The organism is Pseudomonas sp. FSL R10-2189, from assembly GCF_009600325.1.
GTDB lineage: Bacteria > Pseudomonadota > Gammaproteobacteria > Pseudomonadales > Pseudomonadaceae > Aquipseudomonas > Aquipseudomonas helleri.
Genome location: NZ_WIVZ01000039.1, coordinates 22,216 through 39,033, shown reverse-complemented (window position 1 = coordinate 39,033; position 16,818 = coordinate 22,216). Strand labels below are relative to the sequence as shown.

Sequence of the window (16,818 nt, the reverse complement as noted above, 5' to 3'; positions counted from 1 at the left end):
TTTATGGAAAGGGTCTGGAGTTACATCAAGCGTTGGGGTTGGCCCGTGCTGCGGCATTTCAAGCAGGCTCTGGCGCTGATGGTTGTCCTCGGCGTGGTCTTTGCGCTGATCGGCATCTGGTGGCTGGGACCGCACTGGACATGGCGCGAGCATCAACCCTTGGCGGCACTGGCGATGCGCGTATCGGCCAGCGTTGTGGTGGTGGTCGTGCCGCTGTTGTTCTGGGCCTGGCGGGTGCGTCAACGCTTGCTCAGGCTCAATGCCGAGCACGCGCGTGAAGCGGCGGTTGTGCTGGATCCCTGCCTGCCTTATGTCGAGGCGCAGGAGCGTTCACTTGATCAAAGCCTGAGCCATTTATTGAACAATATGGAGCGTCGCCGTTCGCTCTATCAATTACCGTGGTACCTGGTGCTGGGCGAAGAAAGCGCGGGCAAGACCAGCCTCGTCACCCGTTCAAATCAGAGCTTTTCCCTGTCCCATATCAACAGGACGGGGGCCCGCGCGCAGCCGGAAGAAAAACTGGCGTATGCCATCGACTGGTGGATCGGCGACGAAGCCGTCTTGATCGACCCGCCGGGTGAGTTGCTCACGCAACCGAAGCCCTTGACGCAAGAACAGCGCGCCGAGCAAGCGCAAGAACCGGTGGCGGCCAAAGGTAAAGTCAGGCCGGTATTGCCGGCGGACACTCACCCGCGCCTGTGGCTGCACCTGCTGGACTGGCTGGGGCGCAATCGCAGCCGCCGCGCCCTGAATGGGGTGGTGCTGGTGATCGATGTACAAGCCTTGCTGATGCAGCGCCCCGAAGCGCGCAAGGCTCGCGCTAACGTGCTTCGCACACGGGTGTATGAATTGACGCGGCACTTGGGCACACGCCTGCCGGTGTATGTGGTGCTGAGCAAATTTGATCTGCTGGAGGGCTTTGAGGAGTTCTTTTCTCAGCTGTCGCGCCGGGGCCGTGAAGACTTGCTCGGCTTTACCTTCAGCCTGGACGCTGTCGACGATTTCGATGCATGGCTGGCGGAGTTGGCGGAACATTACAGCGCATTTGTCGAACGCCTCAACGAGCAGGTTTTTGACAGCCTCAGAGGCGCCCGCTCACTGGAGGACCGTGACCGGCTGATGGGTTTTCTGCGCCAGTTGGCAGGGCTGCGCCCGGCACTGTTTGGCTTCTTGAATGAAATGCTTGGCACCGACCGTTTCACCACACCGGCGCTGGTCCGGGGCGTGTATTTTTCGTCAGTCTTCCAGCAGGGCACCCTGAGCAATGCGTTCGTTAGAGAGGCGGGCCAGCCCTACCACCTGCCGCCACCACCTGCCGAGGTCAAGCCTGCGCAGGGCAAGGCCATCTATTTTGCCCAGCAACTGTTCAAGCAAGTGATCTACCCCGAAGCGGGGCTGGCCGGTGACAACATCAAAGTCGCCCGCAGCAAGCAACGACTGCTGATCGCAGGTTTTGGCGTGGCTTCGCTGGGCTGTTTGCTGGCGGTGGGCTTGTGGCAGTACTACTTCACCGTCAACCGTGACAAGGCTGCGAACGTTTTGGCCAGAAGCCAGGAGTTCAGCACCGGGGACATTGACGCCAGCCTCGATGCCACCGGGCGCAATTTGCTGGCACCGCTGGACCAGATCCGTGACGCCGTCTCGGTGTATGGCGATTACCGTGAGGCCTGGCCGTTGCTGTCCAATATGGGGCTGTATCAGGGCAGGGCGATTGGCCCGCGGGTTGACGAGGCCTATTTGAACTTGCTGTCCCGACGCTTTTTGCCCGCCATCGCCAGCAGCGCCCTGGAGGCGATCAACATTGCGCCTGCGGGCAGCAATCAGCAATTGGTGGCGTTGCGGGTGTACCGCATGATCGAAGACCGCCAGAACCGCCGCCCGGAGATCGTCGAGGACTCGGTTGCCAAACAGTGGCAGCGCGCGTATCCGGGCCAGGGGCAACTGCAGGCAGACCTGATGCGCCATCTCAATTACGCGTTGAAATATGCCGACGCGGACTTGCCGCACTACCGTGAACGGATCGCCCAGGTGCAGCAGCAACTTCGCCAGCGGCCCATGGCTGAGCGGGTGTACAGCACGTTGAAACAGGATGCCCAAGAGCGCTTGCAACGCCCGCTGGACTTACGCAACGAGATCGGCCCGGCTTTCGATATTGTTTACCGCCCGTTGGTGGTCAGCGCGGACACCGATGGCAGCGAGTTGCAGTTGGCGCCATTGCTCACCGCCAAGGGCTTCAAAGAGTACTTCGAGCCCGGTACGCAAGACATCATTGAGCTGGCCATGATCGATCAGTGGGTGCTCGGTGAGCGCCAACGCCTGGACTACTCGCCAGAAGACCGCAAGGTCCTGACCCAGCGGGTACGTGCCCTGTACAGCGCTGACTACGTGGACAGCTGGCGGCGGGCGCTTAACCAGTTTGTGGTCACTGACTTTCGTGACCTGAGCCATGGGGTTGCCGTGCTGGAGCAGGTCACCGGCCCGGCGGCGCCGTTACGGCGTTTGCTTGAAACGCTGCGCGACAACACCGTGATCTACCCGGCCGTGCCGTTGATCGAGGGCGCTGCGGTGGTCAGCCTGGACAAAGTGCCCGAGGGCCCGCAACAGGCGGCGGGTATTCGGCGGGCTTTTACCGACTTGGCGCAGTTGATCATTCCCCAGGGTGAGCGGCCTTCCTACTATGAAGAGACCCTGCGCGCCATCGGCGCCGTGCATGACTATGCCAAGGCCGTGCACGACAATCCTGACCCCGGCAAAGCCGCGTTGAAGACCGTCCTCAATCGCTTTTCGCTCAGCGGCAGCGACCCGATTGCCAACCTGCAACGGGTTGCCGTGGGCTTGCCGGAACCGATGAACCAGCAGGTCAAAAAACTCGCGGACCAGACCTCGCAAGTGCTGGTGGTAGCCGCCCTGCGCGAGCTGGAAAAGCGCTGGGACAGCGAGATCTACAGCTTCTATCGTGATCGATTGGCCGATCGTTACCCGTTCAAAACCACGGGTGAAGACGCTTCGCTGGACGACTTTGAAGCCTTTTTCGGGCCGCAAGGTCGCTTGCAACAGTTCCATGATCAGTACCTGGACATCTTCCTCAAAGACAACCTCGACGTGCTTTACTCCGAGAGCCTGGGCGGCTACCTGGTGCGCAGCGACGTGCTGGAACAGTTGAAAAAAGCCGAGCGTATTCGCGACACCTTCTTTAACCATCGCGGGCATTTGGCGGTGCAACTTACCATCGAGCCGCTGGCTCTGAGCACCACGCGCCTGAGCAGCCTGCTCAGCGTTGACGGCCAGTTGATCCCCTACCAGCACGGCGCGCCACAGCGCACAGGGTTGGTGTGGCCCAACGACCTGGGCAATGCCAACGGCAGTCAACTGACCCTGGTCAACAGCAGCGGCAACACCGCCAGCCTGAGCTATCGCGGCCCGTGGTCACTGTTTCGGCTGCTCAGCCGAGGCCACCTCAACGGCCGTACCGACACCAGCGTCGACCTGACCTTCGCCATTGCCGACGGGTTGATGCGCTACCGCGTGGTGGCCGAAAAAGCCAACAACCCCATCACCCAGCGCACCTTTGAAGGCTTTGCCTTGCCCAGAACCTTGCTGGAGGAACGCCGCCAACCCAAGGACGGCGACAACGTCACGCAGTTGTCAGGGCGGTTCAAGCGTCTTGCCCTATCTATGTAGCACCTGCCTTCGTTCTCCCTGAGTAGGTTGTTGGCTCCGCCCACCCACTCAGGAAGAGCATATGCTCGATGAAAATCCTCTACTGAACACCCATGTGCTGCCGCCGTTTTCAATGATTCGCGCTGAGCATTTGGTGCCCGCTGTTGAACACATCATTGCTAAAAGCCAGACAACCGTAGCTGGCATTATTGCCAGCCAAACTTCATTCCCGACCTGGGACGATCTGGTGCTGGCGATGGATGAGGTAAAGGCCCAACTGGAAGAAACGATTCAAATAATTGACGTGCTCAGCACTGTACACACCCATCAGGAATGGGCTGATGCAGTCAGTCTCTGCGGGAGCCTGATGACGCAATACAAACGGCAACTCGCGCAAAACACCACGCTGTATGCGTTATACCAGGCCCTGGCCAACAGCCCGATTGCAGCGTTGTTCAACAGTGCGCGCAAACGGGTACTGGAAAAAATACTGCTCGAATATCGCCATGCCGGGCTTCACCTCGGCCCGGTGCACCAAGAGCGGCTGCGTGAATTAAAGGACGAAACCCGCCTGCTGGAACAGACGTTCAGTGCCCATGTGCAGCAAGCCACTCAAGCCTGGGGCAAACACATTGAAAACGAGTCGCTGCTAGCGGGCCTTGCGGCACCGTTAAAGCAGCGTCTGGCGAGCGCGGCGCAGCATAAAAATCTGACCGGTTGGTGGCTAACACTGGATGACGAAGTGTTTCACGCCGTTATGCTGCACGCGCAGAACCGGCCCTTGCGCGAGGAGGTATGGATCGCCCGTTACACCCTCGCCACAGCGCAGGGCCCGCAACCTGAACAGTTGAACAACGATGACGTGTTGACCCGGCTGCTCAGCAACCGCCATCAAATCGCAAGGTTGCTGGGCCATGAGCACTTTGCCCAATTGGCCCTGCAAGGGCAGATGGCGTCGTTGACCGATGAGGTCATGAACTTCTTGCGTCATGAACTCGAATCACAACGCGCCACGTTTACCCTCGAGAGAGCGCAACTCGAGGCCCTGATGGTGGAATACGACATTCCTCAGCTCGAACCCTGGGATTATGAATACCTTGCCCAAATACTGCGCCAGGCCGACGGCGTGTCCCAGGATGCGCTGAATGTGTATTTCCCGTTGCCGACGGTTGTGCAGCGTCTGGTGCAATTTACCCGGCGGTTGTTTGGCGTTGAACTGGTTGAACAGACGCAGTTCGACCGTTGGCACCCGGACGTGCGCCTTTACGAGGTCATGGAACATCAACAAATCCTCGGCTACTTGTTTATTGACCCTTATGGCCGCCAAGAGACTGATGGGGCCGTTGAAGTGCTGACGCTGCGCAACCGCCGAATGACGGCCGAAGGACGACCCCGATTACCGATTGCTGTGCTGTCCGGCCGGTTCGCAAAAGGTGACGCTGAGCAACCCTGTTTACTGAGCCACACGCAATTGCGCAGGCTGGTGCATGAATTTGGCCATTGTCTGCAGCACCTCTTGACGGGGCAGGGGTACCGGGAAATTTCCGGGATCGGAGGCATGAGCCCTGATGCGATTGAATTTTCCAGTCAGATCATGGAGCAGTGGTGCTTTAGCGACGAGTTTCTGGTCTGGATGTCGGCGCATTATCAGACTAACGAGGCGATGCCTGCTGATGTGGCGCAGCGGTTAACGCGCGTTGTACACACCCAAACCAGTTGGGCCACGGCCAATGTATTGCTGCTCATGATGTTTGATGTCGAGGTCCATCGCACTCAAGGCGATGGGCGCAGCCCACACCAGGTATTTGAGGTCCTGAATACGGAAGTCGGGCACTTGAAGTGGCCACATGACGTGAGTCCGTACAACAGCAACGGGTTGATGACATCACCCCATGTGGCCCGAGGCTATTCCTATAAATGGTCCGGTGTGTTGGCCAGCCAGGCGTTCGAGCAATTCAGCCATCGAGGCCTGTTTGATGCAGAGACAGGGCAGGCCTTTCGCGATGCCTTTTTTACCTATGGCGATGGGCGTTCCTTGAAGGACTCCATGGAGGCCTTTCTGGGCGCCGACAGGGAAGACCGTTTTCTTCCGCCATCCGCCGCGTTGCTGCGAGTCGACAATACCCAGGACGTTGCGACTTTGATGGGGCAATTGACGACTTCGCAGCAGCAGATGATTGAGTTGAATGACGCTTTGCCACGGCCTGCCGACATCGCGGCGCAGCATTTGAATAACTGGTTTAAAACCACGTTCCCCGCGCTGGCGGACAGTGTGGCAGTGAAGGATGTGTCTGTGTGCACGGTGCATGAAACGCTCATCCCTCAAGTAGACCGAGTGCCTGATGGGCCACTGTATGGCCGCACGATCATTTCCAGTGTCCCCCTGGATGTGTTGTTCTGGCAGGCGGCTGCCGGCCGCTTGAATACCGGCGAACTCTTTCTCAACCTGCAAAATATTGAAATTGTTCATCAAACCGGCAGTGTCACGCAGGCACCGGCGGCCCTGAACAGCAACGATGCCAAGAGTGCCTTCGAGCGGTTGTTGGTAGAAACCCGGCCGTTGTCATTCGAACGCCAATGGGAACATGCCCTTGAACACTTCTGGAGCAAAGCAGCGGGTTTCACTCAGAACCGCCCTGCCAATGAATGGCTGGCAGATCAGTTAAGCCACCAGTTAATGACGCAGGCCAATCTTCATGCGCTGGACGGAACGCTGGAGGCGCCGCTGCACCATGCCGTGACCGACTACGCGCTCTCGGCACCCGAGGCAGAGGCACGCGCAAGCCTGCTCGCAACCGTTCGGCCAGGTGTGTTCTCACTGGCCTACACACCGCAGAGGTGGCGGGTCAGTTTGCCGGTCCGCAACTGTGTGGTGTTTACCGCGCGAGACAACGACGTTGAGCAGGGCGCAGCGCTGCTCTGGCGTCTGGGTGAGCCGCTGGAAGTGTTCTACAGCCTGGCGCAACTGAAGGTGAATGTGCAGGAAAGCGGCGATACGATTGGCGAGATCACGCATCGACCGTTGCCGGGTAACTTCCTGGCTCAACAAGTCATGGAACTGCGTCAGGCGCAAAAAAAAGCTGTGCTGCAAGCGCTGCTCGACGGACCAAACGAAGGGGAGTCGGTCAACGACTGGATACAGCGTGTGGACGAGGCCGCAGACCTTAGCGACCGGCTGGACCTTGCCGTCCCGATGAATGCCCGGCAACTCAAGCAATCACTGAGTCAGTTGAATACCTGGCTACATGGCAGTCGCCACGCCACCGGAAAGGATCGTGTGGCCTGGTGGAAGGCTTGCAGGGCCTGGCAACAGGCCGTAACGGATGCGCAGTCTCTGCCAGCAGACCCGGTAACGCTGGCAACACCTGAGGCCATCGAGGGGTGGACGCGCACTGAGCTTGAGCGATTGATCAAGGAAAAATACCCGCCAGCCGACCCGGATCGGGTTTTTCTGACGATCGAGAAACGCGTCGTAGATCCCCATGCGCCTACGGGGGCATCTGCGTTCGGCTCGGGAGTGGCACTCTCAGGGCATCAGAGGATTATTTTTGACCGGCGTTCTTTGACGCAATGGGCCATCTCCAATATGACGCCGGATGAGAGCAATGCTCGTGATCACCTTGAGGAGGGCCCGCTGGACTTTGACGCCATCCGCGATCTGGTGAAATCAGCCAATGTCGGGGTAGTGCTTGACGCATGGATTATTGGTGCAGCCCGCCGCACGCAGACGTTATGGATGTCGCTCAAAGCCAGGCAGATGCGGGTTGAGGTACATGCCGCCCACTTGTCAGGTGATCTCAAACATGACGCCAGCAATACCCGGTTGAACCTGGTGCTTGCCGCTCTTGATGGGCGTCAACCTCAGGAGCGTAACAAGGTCAATGACCAAGAGGTGGTGGTTTATCAGATTAAATGGGGGAGCGGCACCCTGAGGGATATTCTGGCGTTTGGCGTCAAGGACCTTGAGAACCGCCCCTCATTAACGTTGTACACGCCCGGGGCTCCGGATGCCCGGGTGTTCCGGGATGCCGATGCTGATTCGTTCGCAGATCTGATGAGTGCGGTGGTGACGGCCCTCACAGCAACACGAGAAATGACCCTGTGGGTGATTTCAAAATTACCGCTGTCAGCGCAAGCCGACCAGATTGCCAGCCTCGAGTCGAAGGAGCCCGAGCGTCCTTTGAGTGAAAAGATTGCGCAGTTTGTGCTGGATATTTTTTCGCCCATCAAGTTTCGAGTGAACCTCGGTTTTCCTGCTCAGGGTGCGATTAGCGCCGTGGACATCGACCTGTTCGAAGCCTTGTATGAAACACACATTATTCATGCGCGAGATGCTGCCAACGTGTTGACGGTTTCCCATGCCGAGCGTGACAGCGAAGCGGCCCAAGTCGGGCGCAGCAAAGGGTTAGTGCTGGTGCTGGGCATGATCTCGATACCTCAGGTAAACCGGCTCGGTGGACTTCTGGGGCGGGCTGTCATTCCGACCATGATCGGCGGTGCTGCGGTGGTGTCCATCAAGGATGAAGGTGGCAGTGGCAGTCAGTGGCTGAGTGATTTTATCGGTGCCATGGGGGAGGTGGTCGCAGAGGCGGGCGAAGACCTTATCATGAGTCGGGCAGCGGGCAGGCGCGGTAACAAATACGCAGGCAAGCGTTATATGACGCTGACGACGTTGCCTCGCATGGTGGATCCATCATTGCGGCCTTTTCTTCTGGAGGGGTTTGATGGAAGCGGCCTTCAATCCGAGGGTCGGAATGTGTATCGCGGTCGAGACGGGCAGGGCTATGTAAAGCTTGACGGGGGCTTTTACAAAACCACTGTGCAGGGCGGTGAGCGGTTTGTTTATAGCCCCAGGAACATTTCTAACAGGCGCACCGTGGTTTGGGAAAATGGCCGTTGGCAAGTCGAGGCTCCGAATCGTTTATTGGGGGGCGGCCCGGTGATGAGCCTGTTCAGAGCCCCGGAAACACCTCAACAGAAAAAATACAATGCGCTGCTTGAGGGTTACCTGGTGGACCGTTACAACCCGCCCAGTGACATGGTACGAGAGGCGGCAAGCGTGATCGGGGCCATGCCCCAGGTGCTGGCTCAGCGGGTGCTGGATGAGAGCATCATTGATGCACGGGTGAGCGGTATTGAGGCTTACCGGTCGTTGATGAAGCTGCTGAACCGCCAGCGTCGACTGCCACCTGAATACAAGGCCTCGAGCGATACGCTGGTGTACAAACTGGACGTGTGGAGTGCGATCCACTCGGCAACGAGGGACTTTGAAGCCGGTGTGCCAGGCTTGAAATTTTCCGATGTCCAAAAAACTAAAATTTTCGATATGGCATTGCCTTACAGAAATGCCTATTACGAAACGACCGGTATGAACATAGCGGTGATGCCGGACAACGCGACAGGGGCTGTGTTTATTGGCATTACACCTCTGCGCGGAAAAAAAAGGCGCGAGCTGGACAAAATCAACAAGGATTACAACGACCTCACCCTTTCATTGACACCGAAGATTGTCAGTACGCTGCAAGCGCAGTTTCCGGGGCAAGGGCCAGAAACAGTCACTGCGCTGGAGCGCTATCTCGCAGTACCAGAAAATGTTGAGCATCATCGAAAAATCACTCGCATGTTATTGAGAGAGGAAATGCAAGCGCGGGGCATGCCAGGGTTGCTTACCGAGATCAGAAACAAGCGCATCCCTTACTTTGTTGCCATCAAGGGGACAGCGCAGCAAAAAATCATGATGGCCACTGCCCAGGAGATTGATCACTTCTCGCAAAACCTGATCAAATACACCGAACCCTTTGAGATTCAAGCCGTTACACAGACGGCGACGCATAAAGTGACAGGCAAGTTACCCACGCCATCCACGACACCCGCAGCGTCCGAAGGGCCTGTTGCTGACAGGTTTTCGGTCAACGTAAGCCCGCTGGCTGAAGCGCAAATGGCTTACGACAGCTTCCCGGAAGCGGCCCGGATCAAAATGACCAGCATCATGGATGACATTCGTGCGGGCCGTGTGACCAGCAAGCGAATCAATGGTTATTACTGGTATGACATGTCCCAGTTGGATCCTGGCAGTGGCAGGGGGGCTTGGCGCGCTGCGTTTGAACGCAAGGGCGATACGTGGGAGTTGCAGGGGTTTTATGACTATCACACCCATCGGGCTGCCACGGTGTGGAGTTACTGACGCGTAATAAAGTCGATAAACGCCCGCACACGTTGCGGTACGTGGCGCGCGTGCGGGTACAGAAGGATAAACGGGCGCCGGGCACCGCCGAAGGCGCTCAACACTTCACACAGCTCGCCGCGTTCCAGTGCCTGCTGCACCGTGAAACGGTAGGTCTGCATCAGGCCTGCACCGTGTTTGACCAGTGTCACTGCGCCCAGGTAATCATCCAGGCAGGCGCAGTTACCTGAGGTTTCCAGCTCAACCCACTGACCGTCCCGCTGAAACGCCCACGGCAAATTGCGCCCGCTGCTGGGGAGCTGGTATTGAATGCAGTCATGTTGGGCCAGTGCTTCCAGCGAGGTGGGCGTGCCCGCTTCGCGCAAGTAATCAGGGGTTGCCACCACCACCAGTTCGGCCTCTTCCAGAGTACGGGCGATCAGCCCGGAATCGGTCGGCGCCTTGCCTCTGATCGCCAGATCAAAACCGTCATCGGCAAAGTCGATGTTGCGGTTGCTGATGTGCACATCAACTTGAACGTCAGGGAATTGCCGACGAAACGCAGGCAACTTCGGCAGCAACCGGTAGTGAGCATAGGGCGTGGGCACACTGATGCGTAACAAGCCGGAAGGCTGGCTTTGCTGGCCGGTGACTTCTCGCTCGGCATCGACCAATTGCGTCAGCGCCTGTCGGCATTGCTGGTAGTAAAGCCGCCCGCTGTCGGTGAGGCGCATCTGGCGAGTGGTGCGCACAAACAAACGCACCCCCAAGCGCTCCTCCAGGCGGGCCACCGAACGACTCACCGCTGCCGGTGTAACCCCGGCCAGATTGGCCGCTGCCGTGAAGCTGCCGGTTTCGGCTGCCAGGCAAAACAGTTCAATACTGCCCAGTTGAACATCATCGAAGTGACGGGTCATGGCGCGGCCAATTGATTACATGAGGTATTTATTCAAATGCCATGGGCCTCATTTTTCAAGTGTAAAACCTGGCCTAGAGTGCCTCCACCTGTAAGGCATACGCCTTGAACCTGCGGAGAAGCATCATGAGTTCAGCTAAAACAGTCATCGTTACCGGCGCCTCCAGCGGGCTTGGCCTGGCCATTGCCAAGGCTTATCTGGACCTGGGGTTTAATGTGGTGGGCAATGCGCGGACCCTGGACCGCCTGCAGGAGGCTGCTGACTCGCTCGGCAACCCGGCCAACTTTCTGCTGGTAGAAGGCGATATCGCCTTGGCGAACACCGCCACCCGTTTGTTTGAGCGCGCCATCGAAGCGTTTGGCAAGGTCGATATCTTGATCAGCAACGCCGGGATCTTCGTGCCAAGTCCCGTAGTGGATTACACCGAGGCGCAGCTGGAATCAATTGTCGACACCAACCTCAAAGGTTTTTTCTACCCGGCCCAGGCGGCAGCCCGGCACATGACGGCCAACGGTGGCGGTCAAATCGTTGCCATTACCGCATCCATTGCCCTGCAACCCAACGTCAAAGTTCCGGCCTTGTTGCCGGTGTTGATCAAGGGCGGCCTTAACAGCGCCGTGCGTGGTCTGGCGCTGGAACTGGCGGCCTCCCAGGTGCAGGTCAACGGCGTGGCGCCCGGCATTATCGCGACCCCGATGCACGGTACAGACCAACCGACCCGCGACTTCCTGAAAACCCTGTCGCCGAGCGGGCGCATCGGTACGCCTCAAGACATCGTTGATGCCGTGCTTTACCTCACCTCATCGACTTTTGTCAGCGGCGCCATCATCCCGGTAGACGGTGGCAGCACCGGCGGCACCTGGTAATCAACGAGGAAACCGACATGCCCTACGTCAATATCAAAGTGACCGATGAAGGGGTAAGCGCCGAACAAAAGCGCTTGCTCATCCAAGGGGTGACCGAGTTGCTGGAGCGCGTGCTGAACAAGGCGCCGTCGACCACCTACGTGGTGATCGACGAAGTCTCGACCGATAACTGGGGCGTGGGCGGCGAAACCACCACCCAGTTACGCGCACGGCAAAAGCTCAACGCTCAGACAGTGGAATAAAGAGTCGGCGTCTGTCCGACTGAACATTTCAACCCGTAGGAGCGAGTTCAAGCTCGCTCCTATCAAACACAAAATAAGTGGTTGATTTTAAAGGCTATAGGAGCGAGCTTGCTCGCGAGCTGTTGATCTTGATCTAAGAGCCCCCTCACCCTAGCCCTCTCCCGAAGGAGAGGGAACCGATTGGGGGATGCCGAAGATATTCGCTGGCCTGTTTGCTGCGCGACAGCGGGGCGTCTCCCCAGTGGGCGGTGTTGCAGCAGGGTTCTAAGCTCATAACCAAATGATCTGCAAGATATTTGCGCCTCACGCCACACAAGGATTCAAACCTTTTTTTGAGTCCTTCAGATGTCGCATTATTTTGACAGCGCTCAGCAACAAGACATTAAGGCCCTGGCTCACACCTTTACCGGTCGTACGCAATGGCCCACCTGGTTGTTGTTGATTGCGGTGCCCAGCGCCTGGTTTGCCTTGATGCTGGCCAGCCCGGTGCTTGGCGCGGGCTGGACCATTGTGCTGTTGATCCCGGTGGTGGTGCTGTGGATGTCAGTCCAGCACGAGCTGTTGCATGGTCATCCCACCCGTTTCAATTGGCTGAACAAGGTACTGGGCTATGCGCCCTTTGCCCTGTGGTACCCGTACACCTTGTACCGCGACAGCCACTTGCAGCATCACCACGATCATGACCTGACCATCCCCGGCGTCGATCCCGAAAGCCGTTACCTGAGCCAGTCAGGCTGGGAGCGCAGTTCCAGGTTGTTTCGCGCTGTGCTCTGGCTGAACAAAACCGTGCCGGGCCGCTTGCTGGTTGGCCCGCCTTTGGCGTTGTACGGGATGGCCAAAGAAGAACTTCAGCGCCTGCGCCAAGGCGAGCGCAAAGCCTGGCTGATGTGGCTGACCCACGGTTTTTTCACGCTGCTGATGTTTGCCTTTATCGCCCGCTACAGCGCCGTGACGGTCTGGCAATACGTGTTTTTGGTCACCGTCCCGGTGCTGTCTGTCGGCATGGTCCGCTCTTTTTACGAGCACCGCCCCGCAGCCCGTCCCGAACAGCGTACGGTGCTCAATGAAGCTGGCTGGCCGTGGACCTGGTTGTTCCTGAATCTGAACTTGCACTTGGTGCACCACGATCTGCCGCGTCTGCCCTGGTTCTACATGCCCAGGGTGTACCGGGCGCGGCGTGAACAATGGCAACAGCGCAGCGGCCATTATGTGGTGCACGGCTATGGCGAGTTGATTCGTCGGCACGCGGTGCACGCCATTGATAGCCCCAAACACCCGTTTGTTTAACGTCACCAGGAGCGCTGTATGTCAGGCGGTTATGCAGAGTTATTGATGTACGTGGCCCCGGCGCAGGTGCGTGAGGCCAATGAACAATGGCTGATACGTATCCTTGAGCTGTTGCAGGCCACGCGCCGCGACGCCGGTGGCATTGAGTTGCTGGAGCTGTTTCGCTCGCCCGATTTGTTGCTGACCCAAACCTGCGGCTACCCGCTGCTGACTCAGTTGCAAGGCCAGGTGCAAGTGGTCGGCCGCCCGCGTTATGAATGGCCCGACAGCAGCGCCGGGCGCCATTGCAGCGTGATTGTCGGCCGCGAAACCGACCCGCGTGTCGAGCTGGCGGATTTCAGGGGCAGCCGCGGGGTGATCAATGACCGGCACTCCAACAGTGGCATGAACCTGTTCCGGCATCGGCTGACGCCCTTGCAGCAAGACGGGCGTTTTTTTGCCTCGGTGGCCACCAGCGGCGCGCATCAACAAAGCCTGCGCTGGGTGCGTGAAGGCTGGGCAGACCTGGCCTCCATCGACAGCGTCACGTTTGCCTACCTGGCGCGCTATGCCCCTGCCGAAGTCGCCGGGCTGCGCATTGTTGCGCGCACCGCCATCAGCCCCAATTTGCCCTACATCACCGCACTCAGTGCCGGCAGCGCGGGCGCTGAGCGTATTCGCGAGGCAATGAACCTTGCTTTGCAGCAGTTGCCACAGGTAAGTGCCACCTTGGGTTTACAGGAAGTATTACCGGCCAGCGAAACTGACTATCAGGTCGTTATTGGCTACCAGCGTGAAGCGAGCGCGGCAGGTTATGAGGCTTTGCTTTAACCGCCCTGCGACACCAACGGCTACGCTGAAGACAGTGCGGCCGATAGTTTTGCCCCTATCCATGACAAGAGAATCCGTATGAACAACCTTAAAAAATGGCTCGGTGGCTCGCTGCTGGCACTTGGATTGTTGAGCCAGCCGGTCCTGGCTGACAGCAAAAACACCCCGATTCACTTTGGTGACATCACCTGGGAAAGCGGCAGCTTTATCACCGAGGTGCTGCGCATTTTGACCGAGAAGGGCTATGGCGAGGCGACTGATACCTTGCCGGGCAGCACGGTAAGCCTTGAGGCGGCGCTGGCCAAAAACGACATTCAGGTGATCGGCGAGGAGTGGGCCGGACGCAGCCCCGCGTGGATCAAAGCCGAAGCCGAGGGCAAAGTCTCGGGGCTGGGTGACATCGTCAAAAACGCCAGTGAAGGCTGGTGGGTGCCTGAATACGTGATCAAGGGTGACGCGGAAAAAGGCATCAAGCCGTTGGCCCCGGATTTGAAGTCGGTGGACGACTTGAAGCGCTACAAAGACGTGTTCCGTGACCCCGAAGACCCAAGCCGTGGGCGCTTCCTTAACAGCCCGACGGGCTGGACCTCCGAGATCGTCAACAGCCAGAAACTCAAGGCCTATGGCCTGGACAAAGACTTCGTGAACTTCCGCACCGGCTCCAGCGCCGCCCTGGACGCTGAAGTCGCTTCGTTGATCCGTCGAGGCAAACCGGTGCTGTTCTACTACTGGTCGCCGACCCCGCTGATCGGTCGCTACAAACTGATCAAGCTGGACGAACCGGCCTTCGATGCCGAGGCCTGGAAAACCCTGTCTGACGCCAACAATCCTAACCCTAAGGGCACGCGCTCATTGCCGGCAAAACTGGCGATTGGTGTATCAACCCCGTTCAAAACCCAGTACCCGCAGTTGGTCGAGTTCTATGAAAAGGTCGATTTCCCGATCGATTTGTTGAATAAAACCCTGGCTGACATGAGTGAAAAACGCACCGAGCCGCGCCAGGCTGCCGAAGCGTTTTTGCGCGACCAGCCGCAGATCTGGCACAGCTGGGTGACTGCCGAGGCGGCGCAAAAAGTTGATGCGGCGCTTAACGCCAAATAATTCACTGAGTACGAGCCATGCATGTTTCCTGAAAATCTGACGTTTTCCATCGCCGGCTGGGTCAATACCTGGGTCGATGCGCTGGTCAGCAACTACGGGGATGTGTTCCGACACATCTCCGACACCTTGTTGTGGGCCATCGTTAACCTTGAAAACCTGCTGCGCCTGACCCCGTGGTGGCTGATGCTGCTGATCGTCGGGGTGATTGCCTGGCACGCCACGCGCAAAGTGTTCAGCAGCGTGCTGATCGTGGGACTGTTGTTTCTGGTCGGCGCGGTGGGGCTGTGGGACAAGCTGATGCAAACCCTGGCGCTGGTGATGGTGGCCACGGTGATTTCCGTGCTGCTGGGCATCCCGCTGGGTATTTTGGCGGCGCGCAGCAACCGCTTGCGCACGCTGCTGATGCCGCTGCTGGACATCATGCAAACCATGCCCAGCTTTGTGTACCTGATTCCGGTCTTGATGCTGTTTGGCCTGGGCAAGGTCCCGGCCATTTTCGCCACGGTGATCTACGCGGTGCCGCCGTTGATTCGTCTGACCGATCTGGGTTTGCGTCAGGTAGACCACGAAGTGATGGAAGCGATCAATGCCTTCGGGGCCAACCCCTGGCAACAACTGTTCGGGGTGCAATTGCCGTTGGCCATGCCGAGCATCATGGCCGGGATCAACCAGACCACCATGATGGCGCTGTCGATGGTGGTCATCGCATCGATGATTGGCGCCCGTGGCTTGGGCGAGAACGTGCTGGTGGGGATTCAGACACTCAACGTCGGCAAGGGCCTGGAGGCCGGGCTGGCGATTGTGATTCTGGCTGTGGTGATCGACCGCATAACCCAGGCCTATGGCCGACCACGGCATGGGGCAAAAGATGAGTGAGGCTGTGATCAACAAGATCGAAGTGCGCAATGTCTTCAAGGTGTTTGGCAAGCGCGAGAAAGAAGCCCTGGCCATGATCAAGGAGGGCCAGAGCAAAGCCGACGTGCTGGCCAAAACCGGCAGCGTGGTGGGCATCAACGACTTGTCGCTGTCGATTCAAGCGGGCGAAGTGTTCGTCATCATGGGTTTGTCCGGGTCGGGCAAGTCGACGCTGGTACGTCACTTCAACCGCCTGATCGACCCGACCAGCGGGCAGATTCTGGTGGAGGGTGAAAACATCCTTGAGTACGACATGCCGACTTTGCGCCAGTTTCGGCGGCAAAAAATCAGCATGGTGTTCCAGAATTTTGGCCTGTTGCCGCACCGCAACGTGCTGGAAAACGTAGCGTACGGCCTCAAGGTGCGCGGGGAGAGCACGGCGCAGTGCAACGAGCGCGCCCGGCACTGGATCACGGTGGTGGGTTTGCAAGGTTATGAGCAGGCGTTTATCCACCAGCTCTCGGGTGGCATGCGCCAGCGCGTGGGGTTGGCCCGTGCATTGGCCACCGACACCGAGATCATTTTGATGGACGAAGCTTTCAGTGCCCTCGACCCGCTGATCCGCGCCGAGATGCAGGACCAACTGCTGGAGCTGCAACGCACGTTGCAAAAAACCATCGTTTTTATCACCCATGATCTGGACGAAGCGCTGCGTATCGGCAACCGCATTGCCATCCTCAAGGACGGGCAGTTGGTGCAGGTGGGCACGCCACAAGAGATTCTGCACACGCCTGCGGACGATTACGTGAACCGCTTTGTTCAGCGCCAGCGGGCGAAAATCGAGTGAAATAATCAAAAGATCGCAGCCTTCGTGCCTCGTCAGCGACTACGGTTGCTCCTACGTTGTGTAGACACTC

General features: G+C 58.4%; 10 protein-coding genes. 9 read left to right on the top strand and 1 reads right to left on the bottom strand.

Annotated elements, in window-relative coordinates:
* Positions 1-3 precede the first annotated feature (3 nt).
* Together tssM and GHO32_RS22065 are read left to right on the top strand one after the other, a co-directional pair.
* The gene (gene tssM, locus GHO32_RS22070; protein WP_153335414.1) at positions 4-3,681 is read left to right on the top strand and encodes a type VI secretion system membrane subunit TssM; all 3,678 of its coding nucleotides are present in this window, start codon (positions 4-6) and stop codon (positions 3,679-3,681) included.
* Between the two features lie 61 nt (positions 3,682-3,742).
* Complete coding sequence (locus tag GHO32_RS22065; RefSeq protein WP_153335413.1) at positions 3,743-9,844, top strand: M3 family metallopeptidase; 6,102 nt, start codon at positions 3,743-3,745, stop codon at positions 9,842-9,844.
* Here the strand turns inward: GHO32_RS22065 and GHO32_RS22060 are convergent.
* Positions 9,838-10,740 (bottom strand): LysR family transcriptional regulator, encoded by a 903-nt coding sequence (locus GHO32_RS22060; RefSeq protein ID WP_153335412.1) that lies wholly within the window; start codon positions 10,738-10,740, stop codon positions 9,838-9,840. The two genes, GHO32_RS22065 and GHO32_RS22060, sit on opposite strands and share 7 nt — an antisense overlap.
* Positions 10,741-10,865: 125 nt before the next feature.
* Here GHO32_RS22060 and GHO32_RS22055 point away from each other — a divergent pair, with 125 nt between their 5' ends.
* The 7 genes from GHO32_RS22055 (at position 10,866) to GHO32_RS22025 (ending at position 16,748) form a co-directional block, all read left to right on the top strand.
* Positions 10,866-11,606, top strand: a complete 741-nt coding sequence (locus tag GHO32_RS22055; RefSeq protein ID WP_153335411.1) for an SDR family NAD(P)-dependent oxidoreductase — start codon at positions 10,866-10,868, stop codon at positions 11,604-11,606.
* A gap of 17 nt (positions 11,607-11,623) precedes the next feature.
* The gene (locus GHO32_RS22050; RefSeq protein WP_256665579.1) at positions 11,624-11,848 is read left to right on the top strand and encodes a 4-oxalocrotonate tautomerase family protein; all 225 of its coding nucleotides are present in this window, start codon (positions 11,624-11,626) and stop codon (positions 11,846-11,848) included.
* Between the two features lie 345 nt (positions 11,849-12,193).
* Positions 12,194-13,135 carry a fatty acid desaturase gene (locus GHO32_RS22045; protein WP_153425970.1) on the top strand — a complete coding sequence of 314 codons (942 nt, stop codon included), beginning with the start codon at positions 12,194-12,196 and terminating at the stop codon, positions 13,133-13,135.
* A gap of 18 nt (positions 13,136-13,153) precedes the next feature.
* Complete coding sequence (locus GHO32_RS22040) at positions 13,154-13,945, top strand: phosphate/phosphite/phosphonate ABC transporter substrate-binding protein (protein WP_153335408.1); 792 nt, start codon at positions 13,154-13,156, stop codon at positions 13,943-13,945.
* Between the two features lie 78 nt (positions 13,946-14,023).
* Entirely contained in the window at positions 14,024-15,046 is a 1,023-nt protein-coding gene (locus tag GHO32_RS22035) for an ABC transporter substrate-binding protein (RefSeq protein WP_123750172.1), read from the top strand.
* A gap of 21 nt (positions 15,047-15,067) precedes the next feature.
* The gene (locus tag GHO32_RS22030) at positions 15,068-15,922 is read left to right on the top strand and encodes a proline/glycine betaine ABC transporter permease (RefSeq protein WP_153335407.1); all 855 of its coding nucleotides are present in this window, start codon (positions 15,068-15,070) and stop codon (positions 15,920-15,922) included.
* Positions 15,915-16,748, top strand: coding sequence for a glycine betaine/L-proline ABC transporter ATP-binding protein (locus tag GHO32_RS22025; protein WP_153335406.1), 834 nt, complete (start codon positions 15,915-15,917; stop codon positions 16,746-16,748). Before GHO32_RS22030 ends, GHO32_RS22025 begins: the two co-directional genes overlap by 8 nt.
* The last annotated feature ends 70 nt before the right edge of the window (positions 16,749-16,818 follow it).